The sequence below is a fragment of the Bacteroides sp. AM37-9 genome, assembly GCF_003603455.1.
Taxonomy (GTDB): domain Bacteria; phylum Bacteroidota; class Bacteroidia; order Bacteroidales; family Bacteroidaceae; genus Bacteroides; species Bacteroides xylanisolvens.
In genome coordinates, this window is record NZ_QTNF01000001.1 from 147,098 (window position 1) to 168,155 (window position 21,058).

Here is a 21,058-nt window from a genome sequence, read left to right on the forward strand (position 1 = left end):
TTCCAGGATACTTGTCTTCCACCTTTCTGTTGAGCTATTAAGTTTTTCTAAATAGTTGTATTTGCATCCAACTCTCCATGTAACCAATAGAGCAACCAACGAATAGCCAACGGAACAACCGGACCGCCTATTTACTCTTTCTTCTTGGGAGTAACGAAGCCGATAGGATTACGCGGCTTATCTGCTAAAGCCTTTTGCGCCTGCAATTCGGCTAACGTCTGATTTATTAATTCTAACTGCGTCCGAGTGTCGTCATTGATGTCGTTATAGTCTGCAAATACTTCCTCTATGTACTCCTTTAGTTCCTTGACTTCGTTTTGAAGTTCATATACTGGATCGGTCGGCGGGTTTAACAGTAACTGACGAACCGCAACGAAAGCACGCATTATACCCCTGTTTATTCCAATAGCAGTATCAGAGTTTAGAACACTACTAAGCATTGCTACGCCTAGTTCCGTAAAAGCAAAAGGCATATATTTAAAATTACTGCCTCTTCCTTTGTTCAAGGTCACAATTTGTGATCTTGAAAGTTCGTCCTTCGTGAGTTCAAACATAAAGTCCTCACCTTCGAACCTTTTTAAATTACGTCTAACAGCTTGTTTTAGCACCCTGTTTTCTATTCCGTACATTTCCGCCAAATCAAAGTCTAACATCACCTTTTGCCCGCGTATGTCGTAAATCTTACTTTGTATTACTTCGAGTTGTTCCATCTTATTCTACTTTGATATTGATATTCTTTCCATATTCATCTTGAACATTCATTTCTTTTAGAAGAAACAAATGTACTTAGAACATATCGAACTGCCAAAGATAATATCTCCTATTTTATCTCCACCTTCGTCTGTAATCTTATGTCATTGGAAGCAGCGCCAATCATTATCTGAAAAGTTCCCTAAAAAGATCATAATTACAGTAGAAAGCTTTCTCCGTAATATCTTCGCTTTATGGATTCAACAGATTTTATTCGTATTTTTCCGGTTTACATATTGGTTTACATGAACCGCATAAATTATATGTATAAAGGTACTGGCAAAAACATTTAGATGGAAAAGATATAAACAGGGGAAATAGTAACTTCTTCATAAAACAAACATAAATAAAAGAAACCTGCTTACCCAAAGAATATTATCTTTTCAGTAAGCAGGCTTTCACTCATATTCAAAAATGCAAAGAGCAAAATCTCTCACAAATTTGTGTGTTCCATTAATTGATAGCTATCGGAGCATCCAACGTCTTAATAGTAATTCCATTTGTAGTACCGTTTATACGCCCTGTGGCATCTTTGATAACTCCACCTTCCTGAGTCTCCGATCCGTCTAGTTTATAATAAAGTGCCAAGCCTTCTGAAGCAGGGTCAACACCCAGCATATTCTGCTTAAGTTGATTTTCCGTACGGGCTACACTCCAAACACGGACTTCACTCATTTTACCATGGAATGGACGTTCACCCCACTTGAAACCATAGATTCTACCAATATAAAAACCCATATCCGAATTCGGATCAAAACCGTCAATCCCCCAATCTGAACCAGCCCATTTCTCACCATTTACATAAATGCCTGTTTTTCCTGTCGGTTGATCATAAGTCAACGCTACATGATACCAACGATTTGTTAACAACGGTTTCGTTACACGGTAGTTCTGTCTTCCGGCCACTTCCAAATAATCTTTAGGAGTAATTCCTCCTCCCGCATCACCGATACGGAGGATCATCACACCTTCGGTTCCCATAATCGTATTATTATCGAGGAAATAATCCACATTAATCAATGCTTCGTAAGTGAATGACGAGAAGAAAGTACCGACAGGGAACTTCACAGAAATATAGTGATTACTGAAGTTACCAGCTTTGGTAATTTTCAACGGTTTGGAGAAAAAGAAATATGCAATGTTTGTTCCGGAAAGAGTCGACACCGAAGACGAATGCACCCGCATAGGCAAAACATACGAGTTCCCGGCTTTCAAAGCTTCTAACCCGGAAAGTTCGACTTCTACATTATCCGCATACAATTTTCCACTCGAAATAGAAGATGTCGTACTGCTTAGCTTTACCTGCGAAACATCAAGCATCTCATAATTTGTGCCATACTTTGCATTGTATTCGTCTACTACACTTGGTTCGGCTACACTATATGATACGTCTACCTGAGAGGAAGTTGCTGACGAGAGTCTTGAAACCAGATCAAATGTCATTACATCCATTTCATCTTCCACCGAGAAATTATATTCCTTGCTTTCGAAATAAACCTTAGGCTCCAGCAGGTCATTCATGCTGTCGTTGCAAGCGCCCAACAATAACGCCATACTACCTACCATCAAATAATAGAATATATGTTTATTCATCATCTTTTTACTGTTTTAGAATTTTATAAGTCCACTTATTCCTGCGGTTTATTTGCCGCTTCGTTTTGTTTCGCTTTCCATTCATTGAAAACCCGCTGATTGATTTGAATAGCCTGACGCATCCATTTATAATTTGGCGTATTGTCATAATCATTATCGAAGCGATAAGCTCCTACTCCACCTTTATAACCTTCTCGCGGCATAGCAGCTGCCTGCTTCAGCAATTGACCTCCATTAGTGGCATACTTTTCAAAGTTCTCTGTGCAGATTATTTTCTTAGGATCAACGCCATAACCATCAAAACCGGGATTGGAACTACCATAACTTTGTATAATCCAATAATCGACATACTCATCCAATTCATGGGTAAGCCCATAAATTTTTCCATCAATACAGATCATTTTATGTCCTTTACCTTCCGGATCGCTTTTCGGGCCAATGTAATTGTTCATCTCTTTAACCAAATGAATCAAATGCTTATTCTGACTCAATGTGCCATCCATATCAAACACACCACTACCGATTTCCCAGTCTACATCATAACCGTCCCATTCGTTTGCATACAAAGAATCGCACAGAGCTTTGGCAAACTTCGCCAGACATGCATAATGGTTTTCACTTTCAAACTGACCTTCAAATCCCCAATATTTCCAACGGGCTTGTTTCTTCGCCGTTTCCAATTGAGCCGCCGACCAGCCTTCTTCCTCCGCTTGTTTTTCCACTTCGAGGTATACCGAATTTGGTGTCGCACCCTTACCAAGATAAGAAAGCAGACTTACCTGCAACAGTTTCGTTCCTTTCACCTTTTGCACAAACTCTTTATCTGCCTTCTGCTCCGGAGTGATTTCATAACGTCCTGGAGCGCCACTCCACATTGAAACAAAATCCATACTATCGGGCATAGCAGAGAGATATCCTCTTCGATAAGCTCCAGCAGGCGCCCAATTGGAATACCATCCGAAAGCTACGGGACGATTGTAATTCCAAGCAGTCGCCTTATAGGCGCGCAGATTGGCATAATATGCCTCACTCTCCGCATTGTTCATTGTGGCATACCCGCCTATATGGTCTATCTCAATATTCTCCACATCCATGCAAGAAGTTACCATCATGCCTGTCAACGGAATAATATATAACAATTTTCTTAATGATTTCATATTCTTCATCTGTATTAAAATGATACATGTAGGTTATCTCTTACAATCCCACCACAAACGGGTAGAAGACTTATCTTCGCCACCTGCACCGTTATTGAACAACTTCAAGGCTGCTTCATAAATAGCCTTTCCCTCGTTAGTCTGAGAAAAACTGGTGGGATAAATCATACGGCGAATACCGCCCTCAAGAGTTGCGCCTTGCACTGCTCCTTTCAAAGTCTTAATGACATTCAACTTCGGATAACCGGTTCTTCTCCATTCCGTCCACGCTTCCTGTCCGTTAGGAAACAAAGCAATCCACTTCTGAATCATAATTTTTTCCAACTTCTGCTCTGTTGTTCCTTCAAACTTGGCAGTAGTCTCACACGGAGCAGAAAGTGTTTGCCCATACTGATAATGGGAAAAAACATATGCCCGAGGTGACAAATTGGAATTCATATAATCGTCTACAGGATCGGTCACACCATTCTCCTGAAAAGACATATCAATGCCCTGTTTATACCATGAATCCGCACTGCCGAAACCTTCCCACACTAAAGCTGCTTCCGCACGCAAAAAATAAACTTCCGATGCACGCAGCCAATATGTAGGAGTTCCACTTTGAATATTGGGCTTTGAGCAAGATTTATAGATATCATTCTGCGCATTGGCATGCCCTGCCGGCACCGCTTGATACGTTTTTCCGTCGAAAGCCTCAACACCATAAGAGGCATTACCATCCATCGGCAAAAAATAAACGCTCAAACGCGGGTCTTCATATCCCATCAGATAAGAAAAGATGGAAGAACCCATACGAGCTTCATTATAGTTGCCTGCCAGCCATTCAATGTTGTTGCGGAAAGTCATACCTGCTCCTTGACTCATTTGAGCCGCATCATCCTTAGCCGTCATCACGCCGATAGAATGATTTACTGCTTGAGTAGCATACTTTTTCGCCAGTTCCGCATCAGCGAAGCGGACACGCATAGCCAAACGAAGCATCAGCGAATTGCCGTATTTCACCCATTTGGTAGCATCTCCGGCATATACCGCATCATAAGCGCCCATTACATTCACCCCATTTGCCGCCTTTTCTGTTAATTCTTCAATGGCTGCGGTCAATTCTTCAAACATCGCCGTATACACCTCTTTCTCCGAATCGAACGGAATGTTCATTGTAGCGTCCGCCGCATGAGAATAAGGCATCGGACCGAAACTTTCAAGTGTCTTGTGCCAAGCGGAAATCTTCAGAATTTGAGCCAAAGCAAAGACTTCGGGCGTACCATTTTTCTCGGACGCTATTTTCAATTTCTTCCAAGGATCAAGAGCATTGGTATAAGACTGTGTATAGGTCGCTTTTATCCAATTGTCCAACAAATAATAAGTAGTATTGTTACTACCTGCGTTCCAACCGTTACTGTTGTTCTCGCCAAAAAATCCACTCCAATTATCGGCCGACAGATGATAAGCTATTTGATATTCATTGATAACATCTGTATCATCAGCCTGTGTGCCTACGGGAATCACTGTCCGTTGCATAGCTGTAATCAGCCCTCCGACTTCAAAACCATCCATCGCACCTTCTCCGTCGCTCATCTCAAATTGGTTGGTATTGATTTCTTCAAAATTGCATGAGGCAAATAGCGTCATTGCGCATATCACCGCTAATAGTTTAAAATGATTCATTTTTCTCATAATAAAGAAGGTGTATTATAATTTAAATTTAATACCGAAGCCAAAGCTACGAACACTCGGTTGCATAAAATAATCATTACCTTGTCCGTAAGTACTAGTGGAAGGAGTCAGTTCCGGATCGAACGGAGCTTCGCAATACAACATCCAAGGATTGTTGGCTATAAACGAAACTGTAACATCTTTCAACACGTTACCAAACCACTTATTAGGCATAGTATAGCTAAAGGTAAGTTCTTGCAAACGAATATTGGTGGCACTGTATACATAGTAACCGGAAGTTTCATAATTTCCCGTACCTGTCATCTGATAATAAGACTTCGCATCTACCAGACCTTGTCCCTTCAACAATACGCCTCCCGCTTCACGAGCCTCAGCCGAACGTTTGGACACACCGTAACGATCAAGCAATGCCTCTGTAGAAGAGGTCACCACACCACCAAAACGCCCGTTGATCTGGAACCCGAGTCCAAAGCCTTTGTATGTCAACATATTACTCCATCCCAGATTAAAGTCAGGAGAAGTTTTTCCCAAATAAACAGGTTCCCCCTTTTCCATTCCAAAGGTTCCGTCGCTCTTTACCTCAACATATCCCAGGTGGTCTTTCTTCAAGAAGGTGTTGGCATAAATATCGTGGATACTTCCGCCTTCTTTCAAGATGACACGACCACCATCCTTCAAAACCTCCGGAATATTAATCGGTTCATCCATCAAATCCGTATGATAGTTTTCAACCATCTCCTTAATCTCGTTTATATTTCGAGAGAATGTCAATGTTGAAGAGATTCCTAATCCGAACTTAAACCGATCGGAATAGCTTAATGAAGCCTCCCAACCACGATTTTCCACATTACCGGCCTGCAAATAAATCTGCTTGTATCCGGTATATTCCGGAAGATCACCCAAGAAGGTCTGATTGTATGTATTAGAATGATAGTAGGTTACCTCCGCACTTAATTTATTCCACAACTTCAGACTTAATCCAAATTCGTATGACTTTGTACGCTCTGCCTTGAAATCAGTAAACGGATAGATACCGGTAGGATCTAATGCACCACCCACAATAGGGGTAGTTACCGTACCCGGAGTCAGTCCCGAACGGGATACAGGCGCACCGACTTCCGTATACGAACCGCGAACTTTCAGGTAAGAGATAAATTCGGGCAATTTGACCATCTCGGAAATAATCCCGGACAGACCGATTGAGGGATAGAAGAAAGATTCTTCATCGGTATTCACCAAACGTGAATTCCAGTCATTACGTCCGGTCAGCGTCAAATAAAGCATACTCTTCCAACCAAGTTCCAAATTGGCAAAAACAGCATGATTACGTACACGACTATCACCACCCTTTTCTGAGATACGACCATTAGCCGGATCGATATTAGAAGCCGCAAATTTATTGGGCACTCCCAATAATGTCCCTTTGTATCCTCTCTCCAATGCCCAATAGTTAGAATAGTTCCAACCCGCATTGGCAGAAATACTGAAATCAGCTATATGTTTATTTACGTTCAACATAAAGTCGGCATATTCCTGACGGTCTTCATAGTTATTGTATCCATACAGTCCTTTCTTTCCTTCCGCAAATTTATCGTCGGATGAAGCGTAAATCTTGCGTTCAAACAATACATGTGTGTCATCCATTCTGAAACGGGCTGTCGCATTCAACCAATCGGTAATATTATAAGTCAACCCTACGTTGAACATATAACGACTCTTTTCATTCGTAGCTACATTGCGATAAGCAGTCCAGTAAGGGTTCTGTGAAGCATATACCGGATCTGCCACCGGCCAATACTGAACCGGAAGTTGGCGACTTTCATCGAAATGTTCGAATGACTTAATTCCATCAAAGTCTTCACCACGAGGGAACAAATAGGCGGCCATCACCGGATTCCAATATTGTCCTTGCGATACCATATTCTTGTCTTTCTGTTTCACATACGACGCACCTAAATCGAGTTGTAATTTATCATTAAGGAAAGTTGCCGTATTACGGATTGTGAAATTCAAACGATCATATTCATTATTAGGTACAATACCTTTGGAATTGGTAGAAGAAACAGAAGCAAAAGTCTGATTCGATTTCGTACCGGTGGTCAACGTAACCGAATTAATAAAGTTTGTTCCGGTATTAAAGAAATCCTTCTTAGGATCATAACTTGTAGGAGTCAACAGTTTCTCACCCCAGCTTTCATACATATCTTTTTTGTTACCATACGTATTTTGAAACTCAGGAGTCATATAAGCTTTGCTGAACTCTGAAGAAGAAGAGAACTGCACTGAAAGTTTTCCTTCTTTTCCTTTTTTAGTGGTAATCAAAATTACACCGTTAGCGGCACTACTACCATACAACGCAGCAGCCGAAGGACCACTCAAAACAGAAAGACTTTCAATATCTTCGGGATTGAAGTCGGCGATTCCTTCTGTTCCGGCCTTACCTTCACCCATAATACCACTGTCGGTATTTCCCATATTGGTATTGAACAAAGGAATACCGTCCACCACATACAAAGCATTATTATCACCTTCAATAGATTTTGCACCACGCATTACAACACGTGTCGCACCACCAACTCCACTAGCACTTTTGTTTATACTCACTCCGGCTATCTTACCGTTCAGCGAGTTTACGAAGTTAGCATCTTTTACCGTAGTCAGAGCATCTCCCTTGACTTGTTGTACATTGTAAGACAACGCCTTTTCTGCACGTTTGATACCCAATGCCGTCACAACAACTTCATCGAGCACTTCTGTATCCTGCTTCATTACAACCGGATAGAAATCTTTCTTGGAAACAGGAATTATCTGTGCAGCATATCCGATATAAGATACTTTGAGAATAGATTTCTCTGCCGCCTTGATCGTAAAGTTACCATCGAAATCGGTAATCGTACCTGTAGAACTACCATCCACAGATATATTTACTCCAATCAACGGTTCACCGCTTTCATCAGTAACCTTTCCTTTGATATTTTTAAGGGTTTGTGCAACTACAGGCTTCTTTTCAGCTATTATGATGTAGTTACCTTGAATCTGGAATGAAAAGCCCGTCCCTTTTAAGATGGTATCAAGTGCGGTTTCGAGGGATGCGTTCCGCAAGTTTAACTGGGCTATTACTTTTCCTTTTAATTCGGAATCACTATAATTTATAGACTTTTTAGACTGTTTTTCCACAGTTTTTAAGGCATCAATGACAGTGATGTTCTTTTGCTGGATAGTTATTTTACTATCATTTTGAGCCAAAGCGAAAGTCTGTATAAGAATAAGACTTAAAAAAGTGAGAAAGACCCGCTTATGAGCTATTTTTTCTGCTATTTTTTCGTAGATTTGTAGCATCTTTAGTATTAGTTAATTGGTTATTATTCTAGGATCATTCAGAATAGCGTCAATATTACGCTAATATTAAAAGAGATTGATTTCATATCCGGGAGGAACGGCCATTCCTTCCGGGTATTTTTTTGCATTACGTATTAAATTTAAAAGGTTCTACAATATATTTATTCTTTACTAGTTACATAGCACTTATTTCCCTTGATAACATAGTTTACATTTCCTACAACTTGCGATATAATCTTCATAACTTCCTCCAGATTCGCCTGTTTGGAGAAGCGGAAACTATATGTATTCTTTTTCAAGCTATGAAGGCTATATACAAAAGCATAAGGAAATTTGCGTTCAAGACTTGTAAAAATATCCTCCAGATACATATTACTAAAAACCAATTCCCCACGTTGCCATGCTGTCACATCATCTATCTCAGGCATCCGCAGATTGTGCGCTTTCGTATGTTTGTCATATACCAACTGTTCATTAGGCTTTAAAATAATATTGGACAGCAAGTTATTGAATTCAACTTTCACACTACCTTCCAGCAAAGTAGCCATCAGTTCGCTATTTTCCGGATAAGCATTTACATTAAATTCAGTACCTAAAGCAGTAACTTGATAATCATTGGCCTTTACAATGAAAGGATGCTTCTTATCCGGTTTCACTTTAAAGTTGGCCTCACCAATCAAATATACGCTTCTAGTCTCTCCTGTAAATTTTTCCGGATATAGTAGTATACTCTTCGAATTCAGCATGACATTTGTACCATCCGGTAATGTAAGTTCACGAATTTCCGCTGTCGGTATATAGCATTCAACTAAATCTTTTTCCGGCCGTTCCTTTTCCAACATCAAATAAATAGAAACGGATGAGACTGCTAACAAGAAAATAGCTGCAGCTCTCCATATAAGCAACTGGTAATTTCTACGTGAAGTGATAGACTGCATTCCCAGATTCTGCCGCATTCGTTGTATTGATTGTTGCATGCCATCAGGCACTTTCTGCTCTCCGGCTTGTTTCCATAGCTCACGAAGAGCCTCATTCTTTTCATCAACATGATCCTCGTCAGCCAACCACTGTTGTACTTTCTTCTGTGTTCCGGCTGAATAACTATTATGACCGAACAATTCTACGAGTTGTTGAATATAATTTTTCATGAATCTTTTTCTTTCTTTTTTGGGCTTTATACACTAAATACAACTACTACATACATACTACTTAAAAATATTAGAGAAAAAAAATAAAAAAGAGGAGTACCTTCTTTAATTCGATCAATGCCAAATAAACCTGATGCTCTATTGTTCGGATAGAAACATCGAGTTTATCAGCTATTTCTTTATGACTTAATCCCCTGAAACGACTAAGTTCGAATATCAACCTCCGACGCTTCGGCATTTTCTCCAGGGTGAGTTGAATAATCATCAACATCTCCTTATAATATACGTTATTCAAGATCTCTTCCTTTTCTGTTAATTCATAAAGAAGAGTCTTCTCTATAACTTCCGACTGATATTCCTGTTCTACCTGTTGATGTTTAAAGATATTCAGAACTATATTTCTAGTCATTATAAAAATATAATTGTCTAGTTCTTTATCATTATCCAGCCACAACTCAGGCTGCAACCAGAGCTTACAGAAAACATCTTGAGCCACATCTTCTGCATCCGCTTCCGATTTTAGCAGCATTTGAGCAAAGTTCTTTACCTTTGGAAAATTCACAGTGAAAAACCTCTGAAACTTTAATTCAATCTGCCTGTCATTATTCTCCATCTCTCTAGTATTTTTCAGTGTTAGCGGTTAAATCAAATATTACATATATTTAGGTCTAAGGAATGATTCAATATAATATTATACATTAAATCATAATCTAAAAGCAAAATAAAAGATTAATAACACAATAAAAAAATATTATAACTCTTTTTTGGTTTATTTCTTCCAAGCAGCTATCATATAGAGCTTTCCAGAAAATAAATAAAATGTATATTATACACCCATAAAAATAAAAAGGCTTCATGAATCAATGATTCATGAAGCCTTATAAAGAATACTCGTACTCGAAGCGGGACTTGAACCCGCACAGCCGCAATGGCCAAAGGATTTTAAGTCCTTCGTGTCTACCATTCCACCATTCGAGCATCCTTTCAAAGAAAGAGCGGAAAACGAGACTCGAACTCGCGACCCTAACCTTGGCAAGGTTATGCTCTACCAACTGAGCTATTTCCGCGTTTTTTCAACGGGTGCAAAGATAAGTAGTTTACTTGTTTCTGCCAAATCTTTTCGGAGGAAAGTTTAAAAAACTATCCTCCGAAAGTTTATTTTATCTTCCAAGCAGTGCTTTCTCCGCTTTCTCCATTCCGCAAAAGTTGAATCCATCGATCACTTGCTGCATCAATGCGGAGATTTCTGCATTACAGAGGTTACCTATACTACCTTCATGAGTATGGTGTACTTCTTTAGTATGCGAGAACTTACCTGCTTCAATATCCAAACCCACCTTTTTATATGCATCACGGAAAGGCATACCCTCACGCGCCAAACGATTTACCTCTTCCACACTAAAAACAAGAAGGTATTTGTCATCATCAAGAATATGTTCATTTACCTTTATTTCATTCATGATATAGGTTGTCATCTGCAAACAGTCTTTCAATTCCTGAAAAGCAGGAAGGAAAACTTCTTTGATAATCTGCAAATCACGGAAATAGCCGGAAGGCAGATTGTTCGCAATCATCATAATCTGTTGGGGAAGCGATTGCAATTTATTGCATTTAGCACGTGTCAGTTCAAACACATCAGGATTCTTCTTATGAGGCATAATGCTGGATCCTGTGGTGCAGTCATCGGGCAACTTGACGAAACCGAAGTTTTGACTGTTAAACATACAGGCGTCAAAAGCTAATTTGGAGATTGTTCCGGCAATCGTAGCCAATGCAAAAGCAACATTGCGTTCCATCTTTCCACGCCCCATTTGAGCATATACAACATTGTAATTCATTGAATCAAAACCTAATAAGTCAGTCGTCATGGTACGGTTCAGAGGAAAAGACGAACCATATCCGGCTGCTGAACCTAACGGATTACGATTGCACATTTTAAATGCTGCCTGTAGAAACAGCATATCGTCCATAAGACTCTCAGCATAGGCACCAAACCACAAGCCAAAAGAAGAAGGCATTGCAATCTGCAGGTGTGTATATCCCGGCATCAAAACGTTTTTATATCGTTCGCTCTGACAGATCAAGACATGAAATAGTTGTTCTACTGCCTCGGCAACCTCTTTAATTTGCGTACGGGTAAAAAGTTTCAAGTCCAACAGAACCTGATCATTTCTGGAACGGCCACTATGTATTTTCTTTCCGATATCACCCAAACGACGGGTCAACATCAATTCTACCTGCGAATGTACATCTTCCACCCCGTCTTCTATCACAAATTCGCCTTTTTCAGCCGAGGCATAAATACTCTTCAATTCCACCAGCAACTGGTCCAGTTCTTCTTTCGTCAACAACCCAATGCTTTCAAGCATCGTAATATGAGCCATAGAACCAAGCACATCATGCTTGGCCAAATAAAGATCCATCTCACGATCACGACCTACCGTGAAACGTTCGATATCCTTATTTACCTGTACGGACTTCTCCCAAAGTTTCTGTGCCATAAAAAAAGTTTAATATTCAATAACTGCCAGCATATCAACCATCTTCTCCAAACCTTCCTGGAGAGGTTTCTGCACCATTGCTTTCATAAATGGATTAAGATCCATTCCGATAGTAACCTTCACTTTACACTCTTCTTCTGCAGTTTCAACCAGTTGAATCCACATATTAAAAGGAAGAGGAGAGTTAGTTGTTGCCAACTTTATACATTTACAAGGATCGCGCTCTACAATTTGCAAAGTCAATTGCCCAATAGGGGAAACACTAAAACTCAACGTGTCCGAATCAAAACTCAAATCCTGCACCTTATCTTTTGGCAAACGGTCTTTGACTGCTTCCAGATTACTTAAATCCGAAAGTTTATTATATACGCGCTCCTGGCTGTAAGGTATTACCTTGACACTACTCTCAAAATTACTCATAAACTTCTATTAGTATAAAACAAAAAAAGAACAATCCGGCCAAATATTGTCCGAACAGTTCTTTTTACCAAATATGTTTGATCAAAAAATGAATCTTATTTTCCAGCATCCCAATGAGCAGGGTCTTTACGCCATTCGTTCAATGTCTGTATGTCTTCTTTTTCAATATAACCTGTACGAAGAGCAACATCAAGCACTGCTTCATAATTGGTCAACGTTACCAAAGTCACCTTCGCATTTTTGAATGCCTCTTCTGCTACCGGGAATCCATACGTATAAGCTGCAACCATACCGATCACTTCGCAACCATCGCGACGAATTGCTTCAACAGCCTTCAAACTACTACCACCTGTAGAAATCAAATCTTCTACGACTACGACTTTCATACCCGGACGAAGTTCACCTTCAATCAGGTTCTCCAATCCATGATCTTTGGGGGTAGAACGAACATACACGAACGGCAGATTCAATGCATCAGCCACTAAAGCTCCCTGCGGGATAGCACCTGTAGCCACACCAGCAATCGCATCCACCTGTCCGAATCGTTCCAATATCAGACGTGTAATTTCAATCTTCACAAAATTACGAAGAGAAGGATAGGACAGAGTTTTACGGTTGTCACAGTAAAAGGGGGATTTCCATCCAGAAGCCCATGTAAAAGGGTTAGCGGGTTGAAGTTTAATAGCTTTAATCTTCAACAGTTTCTCCGCAAATAGTCTCTCTAAGTTTTTCATAACTAAACTAACTATTAATTATTTGCCGCAAAAGTACAGAAATTGAACGAGAATAAAAAGAAGAATCCGTTTATTTTTTCAGTCAATTTGTTCCTCTTCATCGGGAATGTCGATACAACGCTTAATATCTTTCAGTTCAAAGCCACGACTCATAGCGAATCGCATCAGCTTTCCATTCAATTCATAATCGTCTGCTGCATGGATACTTTTCCGTTTGGAAGCCAGCAGGTCACGCAGAATAGAAAGGTATTCTTCTTCATCAATTTCGTTCAGATAACGCCATGCCACATCAGATGGGATCTTCTTCATATAAAGCCCTTGGGCTATTTTCATTTTCCCCCACTTGGCAAAGCGGAACTTGTCATTCACAAAAGCTCTGCAGAAACGTTCATCATCGATAAACTTCTCTGATTCCAGTCGGTCAAGAATACGCGCAATGGTATCATAGGCAATTCCCCAACGTTGTAACTTCTCATTTATTTCTGCCCGGCAATGCTCAGCAGTGGAGCAGTAAGAGGCTACGCGATTCAAAGCCTCTTCATCAGTTAATTGTGCACTCATCGGTTAGCTGTAACTATTCTATCTTTTCCAAATATGTCTTTTATAACACGAACATCACGATATTGGTTCATTTCAAGTATGTGTGCTGTTTCCCGGCCATAGGCCTGGTTGATTTCAAAATAAAGTTTCCCACCTGGCAAGAGTAATTCACTTCCCAGACGGGCGATACGATTATAAAACCGTAAAGGGTCCTCGTCAGGAACAAACAGGGCCAGCCCCGGTTCCCAATCAAGGACATTAGCGTCCATTTCGTTCTTTTCCGTTTCGGTCACATAAGGCGGATTGCTGACAATAACATCGAAAGACGGTATCTTTTCCCAGTCATCGGCCAGAACATCTCTTTGTAGAAATCTCACCCGAGCTTCCAAGGCGTCATTGTTTTTACGAGCAATAGCCAATGCTTCTTCCGAAATATCCCAAGCTTCTACTTCTGCATCCGGAAGTTTTTTATCCAAAGAGATTGCAATGCATCCGCTTCCCGTACCTATATCTAATAGACGACGAGCATTCGAATTCTCCTCTACTATTAGTTCTACAAGCTCCGCAGTCTCCGGCCGGGGAATCAGCACGCCGGAAGCAACCTTAAAATTCCTTCCACAAAACTCCGCAACACCACGAATGTACTGTATAGGTTCATTTTTCTGTAAACGGAATATAATGTTTTCTAATTCACGCTGTTTGCATTCGGATAAAATTATATCTTTGCCCATGTAAATATCGAGCGCATCTAAACCTAACATGTCGCAACAAATCAGCATCGAAAGGGCTTTTACCTCCTCCGGTGGATAGATTTCCTGCAAAGATTGGCGAATGTAAGCGGTGATACGATTCATATTTTCACAATTTCGGAGTGCAAAAGTAAGAATAATATGGCGAAGAGCACCAAAATGGAAGAAGAAAAATACATGAGACGTTGCATTGAGCTTGCAAAGAATGGGTTATGCAACGTATCTCCAAACCCGATGGTAGGGGCCGTTATCGTATGTGACGGGCGAATTATCGGCGAAGGTTACCACATTCGCTGTGGAGAGGCGCATGCGGAGGTTAATGCGATCCGTTCTGTCAAAGATGAGTCATTGTTGAAACGTTCTACGATTTATGTCAGTCTGGAGCCTTGTTCCCACTATGGGAAAACGCCTCCTTGTGCCGATCTTATTATAGAGAAGCAGATACCACGCATTGTTATCGGTTGCCAAGACCCTTTTTCAGAAGTGGCCGGACGGGGAATTCAGAAATTACGGGATGCAGGACGAGAAGTGACAGTCGGTGTATTAGAGGAAGAATGCAATTCGCTGATTCGTCGTTTTATCACTTTTAATACACTTCACCGTCCTTTCATTACACTGAAATGGGCAGAATCAGCCGATCACTTTATTGATATAGAACGTACAGACGGAAAACCGATAGTCCTCTCCTCTCCTCTTACTTCCATGCTAGTGCATAAAAAAAGAGCGGAGGCGGATGCGATTATGGTAGGCAGGCGAACTGCTTTATTGGATAATCCGTCACTTACGGTACGCAACTGGTATGGGCACAACCCGATACGCGTTGTGTTAGATCGCACGCTATCCCTACCTAATGATTTACAAATATTCGATGGCAACGTGCCTACATTAATCTTTACTGAAAAACAACAGCCAGAAAAAAAGAACATCACATATATCACCATCAACTTTAACCATAACCCATTGAAACAGATCATGGAAGCATTGTATCAACGAAAAATACAATCATTATTGGTGGAAGGAGGCAGGCAATTGCTGCAGTCATTCATTGATAATGAGCTATGGGATGAAGCCTATATCGAAAAGTGCCCCAGCCGGTTACACTCCGGTGTTAAAGCACCTCAAATGGACGATAATTTTAGTTATTCGATAGAAGAACACTTCGAAAGACAAATTTGGCATTATGTTCGTCGAATATAGCTAAGATAGTTCTATTCAGGGGGTTTTACGTCGATAAAAACAGTGTTATTATCTATAATTTTATATAAAACTTACCTGTAATGTTCATTATCGGAAAAAATGTTTCTATTTTTGCAACTTGTAAATAAACACAATCTTTCAAATGAAAATAAAGTTTTTATCATTCATTGCGAGTTTTTTCATGGTGTCATTTGTTATAACGTCATGTCTTGATGACGATAATAACATCGAATATAGCCCGGATGCAACTATACATGCGTTTGAACTTGACACAATCGGGGGGTATGGGGTAAAGTATAAATTCACTATTGACCAATTATCACGTGAAATCTATAACGAAGACTCTCTTCCTGTTCATGCCGATACCATCATTGACAAGATTTTAATCAAAACATTAACAACGGCATCAGGTGTCGTTACGATGAAGGACAAAAGCGGAAACGATTCTGTCTTAAACATTAATGATTCGATCGATCTTCGGAAAGAACTTATTATAAAAGTATGGTCAACAGAAGCATTGGCGGGTATATCTCCTAATCAGACTAAGGAGTACAAGATCAAAGTAAATGTGCACAAGCATGATCCGGATTCGTTAAGATGGGAGTATATAGTAGGAGCTGGTGACAATAATATAACTGGTCCTCAAAGATCCATTATTTTAGGGTCTAATGTCTTAACATATACAGAAACCACATCAGGACTTAAAGTATACAAGAACACAGTTAGTGGTTTAAACAATTGGTCTCCTAATTCGATAGTAGGAATAGAGAATTCTATAAAAACATTACCCACCTCTATCATCGAATTCAAAGATATGTTGTATGCAACGTTTAAAGATAATAACAATACTGTATACGCCTATACATCAGAAGATGGTATTAATTGGAGTGCGCTAACTTCTTTAACCAATATTGAACTGTTCTTAGCGCCTATCAAAGAGAAATTCGACTCTGAAAAGAATGCAAGGATTAGTTATATCAAAAAAGTTAATGATAATAAGTATATTTTCACAACCAGTACTGATGGAGTAAATGAGGAATACGCTCTATATGACAACAACAAAAAATATCTTGATGGAGAAGCCAGAAAAAAATTTCCAAGTAAAATTACCTCATATACCAATTATGAGAATAGGAATGGAACTCAAGGTGTGCTATTAATTGGTGAAGCGGAAAAATCCACCACTCTTTCAAATGATGGCACTGACATTGCGATAGCTGTCGCATGGATATATTCTGAAGAATCTCAAGAGGTCAACAAATTGAATGAGAACAGAGAGCCTATTTTGGACGACAATGATACCCCTATTAAAGAAAATATTATAGTAAGCGGATGGGGAGATCTCCCTGCCGGTTCAACCTATAGATATTGCCCAGAACTAAAAAACCCTATTATTATTCATTATAATTCTCAATTTTATCTATTTGGAGACGGATTTGAAGCATTCTATACTTCACCATCAGGACGTGATTGGGAAAAAGCTAATAAAAAGTTCTCATTCCCTCATCAAAATTGGTCTAAAGAGAACATTGGATATGATCCTATTAAGTTCCCCGAATTTAGAGGCAGAAAGAACTTTTCTATGGTAGTGGACACAGAAAAAGATGCCCAGAACAGAGCTAATAATTATTTAGTATTCATATTCGGCAAAAACGACAATGTTAGCTTTGATGAAGAAGTAGAAAAAGAAGACAGCTCACGAGCTACTACCACAGTAAAACGCTCATATAGTCATAATTCAGAAGTATGGCGTGGTCGCTTGAATCAGCTATGGTTTGATAAAGATCCGGAACATGCCGGGAAATAAAAACGTATACGTTTAAAATAAAAAGATGTCCTATATAGAACAAATAGACAAAACTCGGATACCACAACACGTAGCCATCATTATGGATGGAAACGGACGATGGGCAAAACAACGAGGGGAAGAACGTACTTACGGTCACCGTGCTGGCGCAGAAACGGTACAGAATATTACTGAAGATGCTGCCAGACTGGGGATTAAGTACCTGACACTTTATACCTTCTCAACCGAGAACTGGAATCGGCCGCAAGACGAGATAGCGGCTTTGATGAATCTATTGCTAGAATCTATTGAAGAAGAGACACTGATGAAGAACAATATTCGCTTCAACGTAATCGGTGATTTCAAGAAGTTACCGGTTGAAGTTCAGAAAAGTTTGACGTCATGTATAGAACGCACGTCCAAAAATAGTGGAATGTATATGGTACTAGCTCTTAGTTACTCATCCCGTTGGGAAATAACAGAAGCGGTACGGCAAATAGCAACGCAAGTAAAAACGGGAGAAATATCTCCCGAGCAAATAACCGATGAGTGTATCTCATCTCATCTGGATACTAATTTTATGCCCGATCCGGATTTACTGATCCGAACGGGAGGAGAAATCCGGCTAAGCAATTACCTTCTATGGCAATGTGCTTATTCGGAGCTTTATTTTTGTGATACCTTCTGGCCGGACTTCGACAAAGAAGAACTCTACAAAGCCATTTGGGAATACCAACAAAGGGAACGCCGATTCGGCAAAACCAGTGAACAGATCAGCTAATATAACTCGAAACATCAAATTATAACATAAATGCATTATCGTATTTCCTTTATATTCATAACGTTTGTCTGCCTGTGCTGCTTTGCGACAACAGGCGTTGCGCAAAATGCTAATACTGATGAAGACTCAAAACCTGTCATCTTATACTCCGGAACACCCAAAAAGTATGAGATAGCAGATATTAAAGTTGAAGGCGTAAAGAATTATGAAGACTATGTATTGATTGGACTATCCGGACTATCGGTAGGACAAACAATTACTGTGCCGGGTGACGAAATCACTGGAGCAATCAAACGTTATTGGCGTCATGGTTTGTTCTCAAATGTACAAATCACAGCCGAGAAAATAGAAGGCAACAAAATCTGGTTAAAAATCAGTCTGACACAACGCCCACGTATCGCAGATGTACGCTACCACGGTGTGAAAAAGTCAGAACGTACCGACCTTGAGGCCAAGCTAGGAATGGTAAAAGGTATGCAGATTACTCCGAATACCGTAGACCGTGCCAAAACATTGATCAAACGTTATTTTGATGACAAGGGATTCAAAAATGCCGAAGTAATCATCGCACAGAAAGACGATCCTTCCAGCGAGAATCAGGTGATTGTGGACATTGATATAGACAAAAAGGAGAAAATCAAAGTACACAAAATCACCATTGCAGGAAACACTGCAATCAAGGCTTCCAAGCTGAAAAAAGTAATGAAGAAAACCAATGAGAAAGGTAAACTTCTAAACTTGTTCCGCACCAAGAAATTCGTGCCGGAAAACTTTGAAGCAGATAAACAACTTATCATCGACAAGTATAATGAGCTGGGATATCGTGATGCAATGATCGTTAAAGACAGCGTTTCACAATATGATGAAAAGACGGTAGATGTATATTTGGATATAGACGAAGGTCAGAAATACTATCTCCGCAACGTGACATGGGTAGGTAATACTCTTTATCCGTCGGAACAGTTGAACTTCCTACTTCGTATGAAGAAAGGCGATGTATACAACCAGAAGTTGTTGAATGAGCGTGTTTCTACAGACGACGATGCTATCGGTAACTTATATTACAATAACGGTTACCTCTTCTACAACCTTGATCCGGTAGAAGTAAATATCGTAGGCGACTCTATCGACCTTGAAATGAGAATCTATGAAGGCCGTCAGGCTACTATCAATAAGATTAAGATCAGTGGTAACGACCGTTTGTATGAAAACGTCGTTCGCCGTGAACTTCGTATCCGCCCGGGACAGCTGTTCAGCAAAGAAGACTTGATGCGTTCTTTACGTGAAATCCAGCAAATGGGCCACTTTGACCCGGAAAAACTGCAACCGGATATTCAACCGGATCCGATGAACGGAACTGTTGACATAGGTTTGCCTTTGACTTCCAAAGCCAACGACCAGGTAGAGTTCTCTGCCGGTTGGGGACAAACGGGTATCATTGGTAAGTTGAGTTTGAAGTTTACCAACTTCTCTGTAGCCAACCTGTTACACCCGGGTGAAAACTACCGTGGTATCCTGCCGCAAGGTGACGGCCAGACATTGACTATCAGCGGACAGACGAATGCTAAATACTACCAATCATACAGTATTTCATTCTTCGATCCATGGTTTGGCGGTAAACGTCCGAACTCATTCTCTGTATCGGCCTTCTTCTCTGTACAGACAGACATCAGTAGCCGTTACTACAATTCCAGCTATTTCAACAACTACTACAACAGCATGTATAGTGGTTACGGTGGTTATGGTATGTACAATTACGGTAACTATAACAACTACGAAAACTATTATGACCCGGACAAGTCTATCAAGATGTGGGGACTTTCCGTAGGTTGGGGTAAACGTCTGAAATGGCCGGATGACTATTTCACTCTTTCTGCAGAATTAGCTTACCAACGCTACAACTTAAGCGACTGGCAATACTTCCCGGTAACCAATGGTAAATGTAATGACCTTAGCATTTCATTAACTTTGGCACGTAACTCTATTGACAACCCGATCTTCCCCCGTTCAGGTTCAGATTTCTCATTGTCAGTTCAGCTTACACCGCCTTACTCATTGATGGACGGTAAAGACTATAAGGGATATTATAGTAACCCTGAAACAGGTAGCATTACCCAAGACAACATGAATAAACTTCATAAATGGATAGAATACCACAAATGGAAATTCAAAGGCAAAACGTATACTCCGTTGATGGACCCGATTGCACATCCGAAATGTCTGGTGTTAATGACACGTACTGAATTCGGTTTGTTAGGTCACTACAACCAATACAAGAAATCTCCGTTCGGAACATTCGACGTGGGTGGTGACGGTATGACCGGTTATTCAACTTATGCAACTGAAAGTATCGCTTTACGTGGTTACGAAAACAGCTCATTAACTCCATACGGATCTGAAGGTTATGCTTACGCACGCCTCGGTATTGAATTAAGATATCCGTTGATGCTGGAAACAAGTACTAACATTTATGTGTTAGGTTTCCTTGAAGCTGGTAACGCATGGCACGATATCAAGAAATTCAATCCATTCGAGTTGAAACGTTCTGCCGGTGTCGGTGTTCGTATCTTCCTGCCGATGATTGGTATGATGGGTATTGACTGGGGTTACGGTTTCGATAAAGTATTTGGTTCTAAACAATACGGAGGAAGTCAATTCCACTTTATCTTAGGACAAGAATTCTAATGTA

General features: G+C 40.2%; 16 protein-coding genes and 2 tRNA genes. 4 read left to right on the forward strand and 14 right to left on the reverse strand.

The window, feature by feature from the left end:
• Positions 1-131: 131 nt before the first annotated feature.
• The 14 genes from DW862_RS00470 to prmC form a co-directional block, all read right to left on the reverse strand.
• Positions 132-710, reverse strand: coding sequence for an ORF6N domain-containing protein (locus DW862_RS00470; protein ID WP_117683207.1), 579 nt, complete (start codon positions 708-710; stop codon positions 132-134).
• Positions 711-1,203: 493 nt separating this feature from the next.
• Positions 1,204-2,346: a DUF1735 and LamG domain-containing protein gene (locus DW862_RS00475; protein WP_004310490.1), complete on the reverse strand. Its 1,143-nt coding sequence runs from the start codon at positions 2,344-2,346 to the stop codon at positions 1,204-1,206.
• Between the two features lie 32 nt (positions 2,347-2,378).
• Positions 2,379-3,500, reverse strand: a complete 1,122-nt coding sequence (locus DW862_RS00480) for a glycoside hydrolase family 18 (protein WP_008024494.1) — start codon at positions 3,498-3,500, stop codon at positions 2,379-2,381.
• Between the two features lie 33 nt (positions 3,501-3,533).
• Positions 3,534-5,174, reverse strand: coding sequence for a SusD/RagB family nutrient-binding outer membrane lipoprotein (locus DW862_RS00485; protein ID WP_008024493.1), 1,641 nt, complete (start codon positions 5,172-5,174; stop codon positions 3,534-3,536).
• Positions 5,175-5,189: 15 nt separating this feature from the next.
• Positions 5,190-8,513: a TonB-dependent receptor gene (locus tag DW862_RS00490; RefSeq protein WP_008024491.1), complete on the reverse strand. Its 3,324-nt coding sequence runs from the start codon at positions 8,511-8,513 to the stop codon at positions 5,190-5,192.
• Positions 8,514-8,674: 161 nt separating this feature from the next.
• Positions 8,675-9,661, reverse strand: a complete 987-nt coding sequence (locus tag DW862_RS00495) for a FecR family protein (RefSeq protein ID WP_008776417.1) — start codon at positions 9,659-9,661, stop codon at positions 8,675-8,677.
• Positions 9,662-9,731: 70 nt separating this feature from the next.
• On the reverse strand, positions 9,732-10,274 hold the full coding sequence (locus DW862_RS00500; RefSeq protein WP_004314638.1) for an RNA polymerase sigma-70 factor: 543 nt from the start codon (positions 10,272-10,274) through the stop codon (positions 9,732-9,734).
• A gap of 281 nt (positions 10,275-10,555) precedes the next feature.
• Positions 10,556-10,639, reverse strand: a tRNA-Leu gene (locus DW862_RS00505).
• A 16-nt stretch (positions 10,640-10,655) separates the two neighbouring features.
• Positions 10,656-10,728: transfer RNA gene (locus DW862_RS00510), tRNA-Gly, on the reverse strand.
• Positions 10,729-10,821: 93 nt separating this feature from the next.
• A complete protein-coding gene (gene argH / locus DW862_RS00515; RefSeq protein ID WP_120067088.1) occupies positions 10,822-12,162 on the reverse strand; it encodes an argininosuccinate lyase in 1,341 nt (446 codons plus the stop codon).
• A 9-nt stretch (positions 12,163-12,171) separates the two neighbouring features.
• Positions 12,172-12,582: an SRPBCC family protein gene (locus DW862_RS00520; RefSeq protein WP_008024483.1), complete on the reverse strand. Its 411-nt coding sequence runs from the start codon at positions 12,580-12,582 to the stop codon at positions 12,172-12,174.
• 95 nt (positions 12,583-12,677) lie between these two features.
• Entirely contained in the window at positions 12,678-13,316 is a 639-nt protein-coding gene (gene pyrE, locus DW862_RS00525; RefSeq protein WP_004313008.1) for an orotate phosphoribosyltransferase, read from the reverse strand.
• Positions 13,317-13,394: 78 nt separating this feature from the next.
• On the reverse strand, positions 13,395-13,877 hold the full coding sequence (locus DW862_RS00530) for a regulatory protein RecX (protein WP_004299786.1): 483 nt from the start codon (positions 13,875-13,877) through the stop codon (positions 13,395-13,397).
• Positions 13,874-14,710 carry a peptide chain release factor N(5)-glutamine methyltransferase gene (prmC, locus tag DW862_RS00535; RefSeq protein ID WP_008024480.1) on the reverse strand — a complete coding sequence of 279 codons (837 nt, stop codon included), beginning with the start codon at positions 14,708-14,710 and terminating at the stop codon, positions 13,874-13,876. Before prmC ends, DW862_RS00530 begins: the two co-directional genes overlap by 4 nt.
• Before the next feature lie 36 nt (positions 14,711-14,746).
• Between prmC and ribD the strand changes: the two genes are divergently transcribed.
• The 4 genes from ribD (at position 14,747) to bamA (ending at position 21,054) form a co-directional block, all read left to right on the forward strand.
• On the forward strand, positions 14,747-15,802 hold the full coding sequence (gene ribD / locus DW862_RS00540) for a bifunctional diaminohydroxyphosphoribosylaminopyrimidine deaminase/5-amino-6-(5-phosphoribosylamino)uracil reductase RibD (RefSeq protein ID WP_120067089.1): 1,056 nt from the start codon (positions 14,747-14,749) through the stop codon (positions 15,800-15,802).
• A gap of 142 nt (positions 15,803-15,944) precedes the next feature.
• Positions 15,945-17,609, forward strand: coding sequence for a DUF6242 domain-containing protein (locus tag DW862_RS00545; protein ID WP_120067090.1), 1,665 nt, complete (start codon positions 15,945-15,947; stop codon positions 17,607-17,609).
• A 25-nt stretch (positions 17,610-17,634) separates the two neighbouring features.
• On the forward strand, positions 17,635-18,369 hold the full coding sequence (locus tag DW862_RS00550) for an isoprenyl transferase (RefSeq protein WP_004313004.1): 735 nt from the start codon (positions 17,635-17,637) through the stop codon (positions 18,367-18,369).
• A gap of 30 nt (positions 18,370-18,399) precedes the next feature.
• Complete coding sequence (gene bamA / locus DW862_RS00555; RefSeq protein WP_004313003.1) at positions 18,400-21,054, forward strand: outer membrane protein assembly factor BamA; 2,655 nt, start codon at positions 18,400-18,402, stop codon at positions 21,052-21,054.
• Positions 21,055-21,058 lie beyond the last annotated feature (4 nt).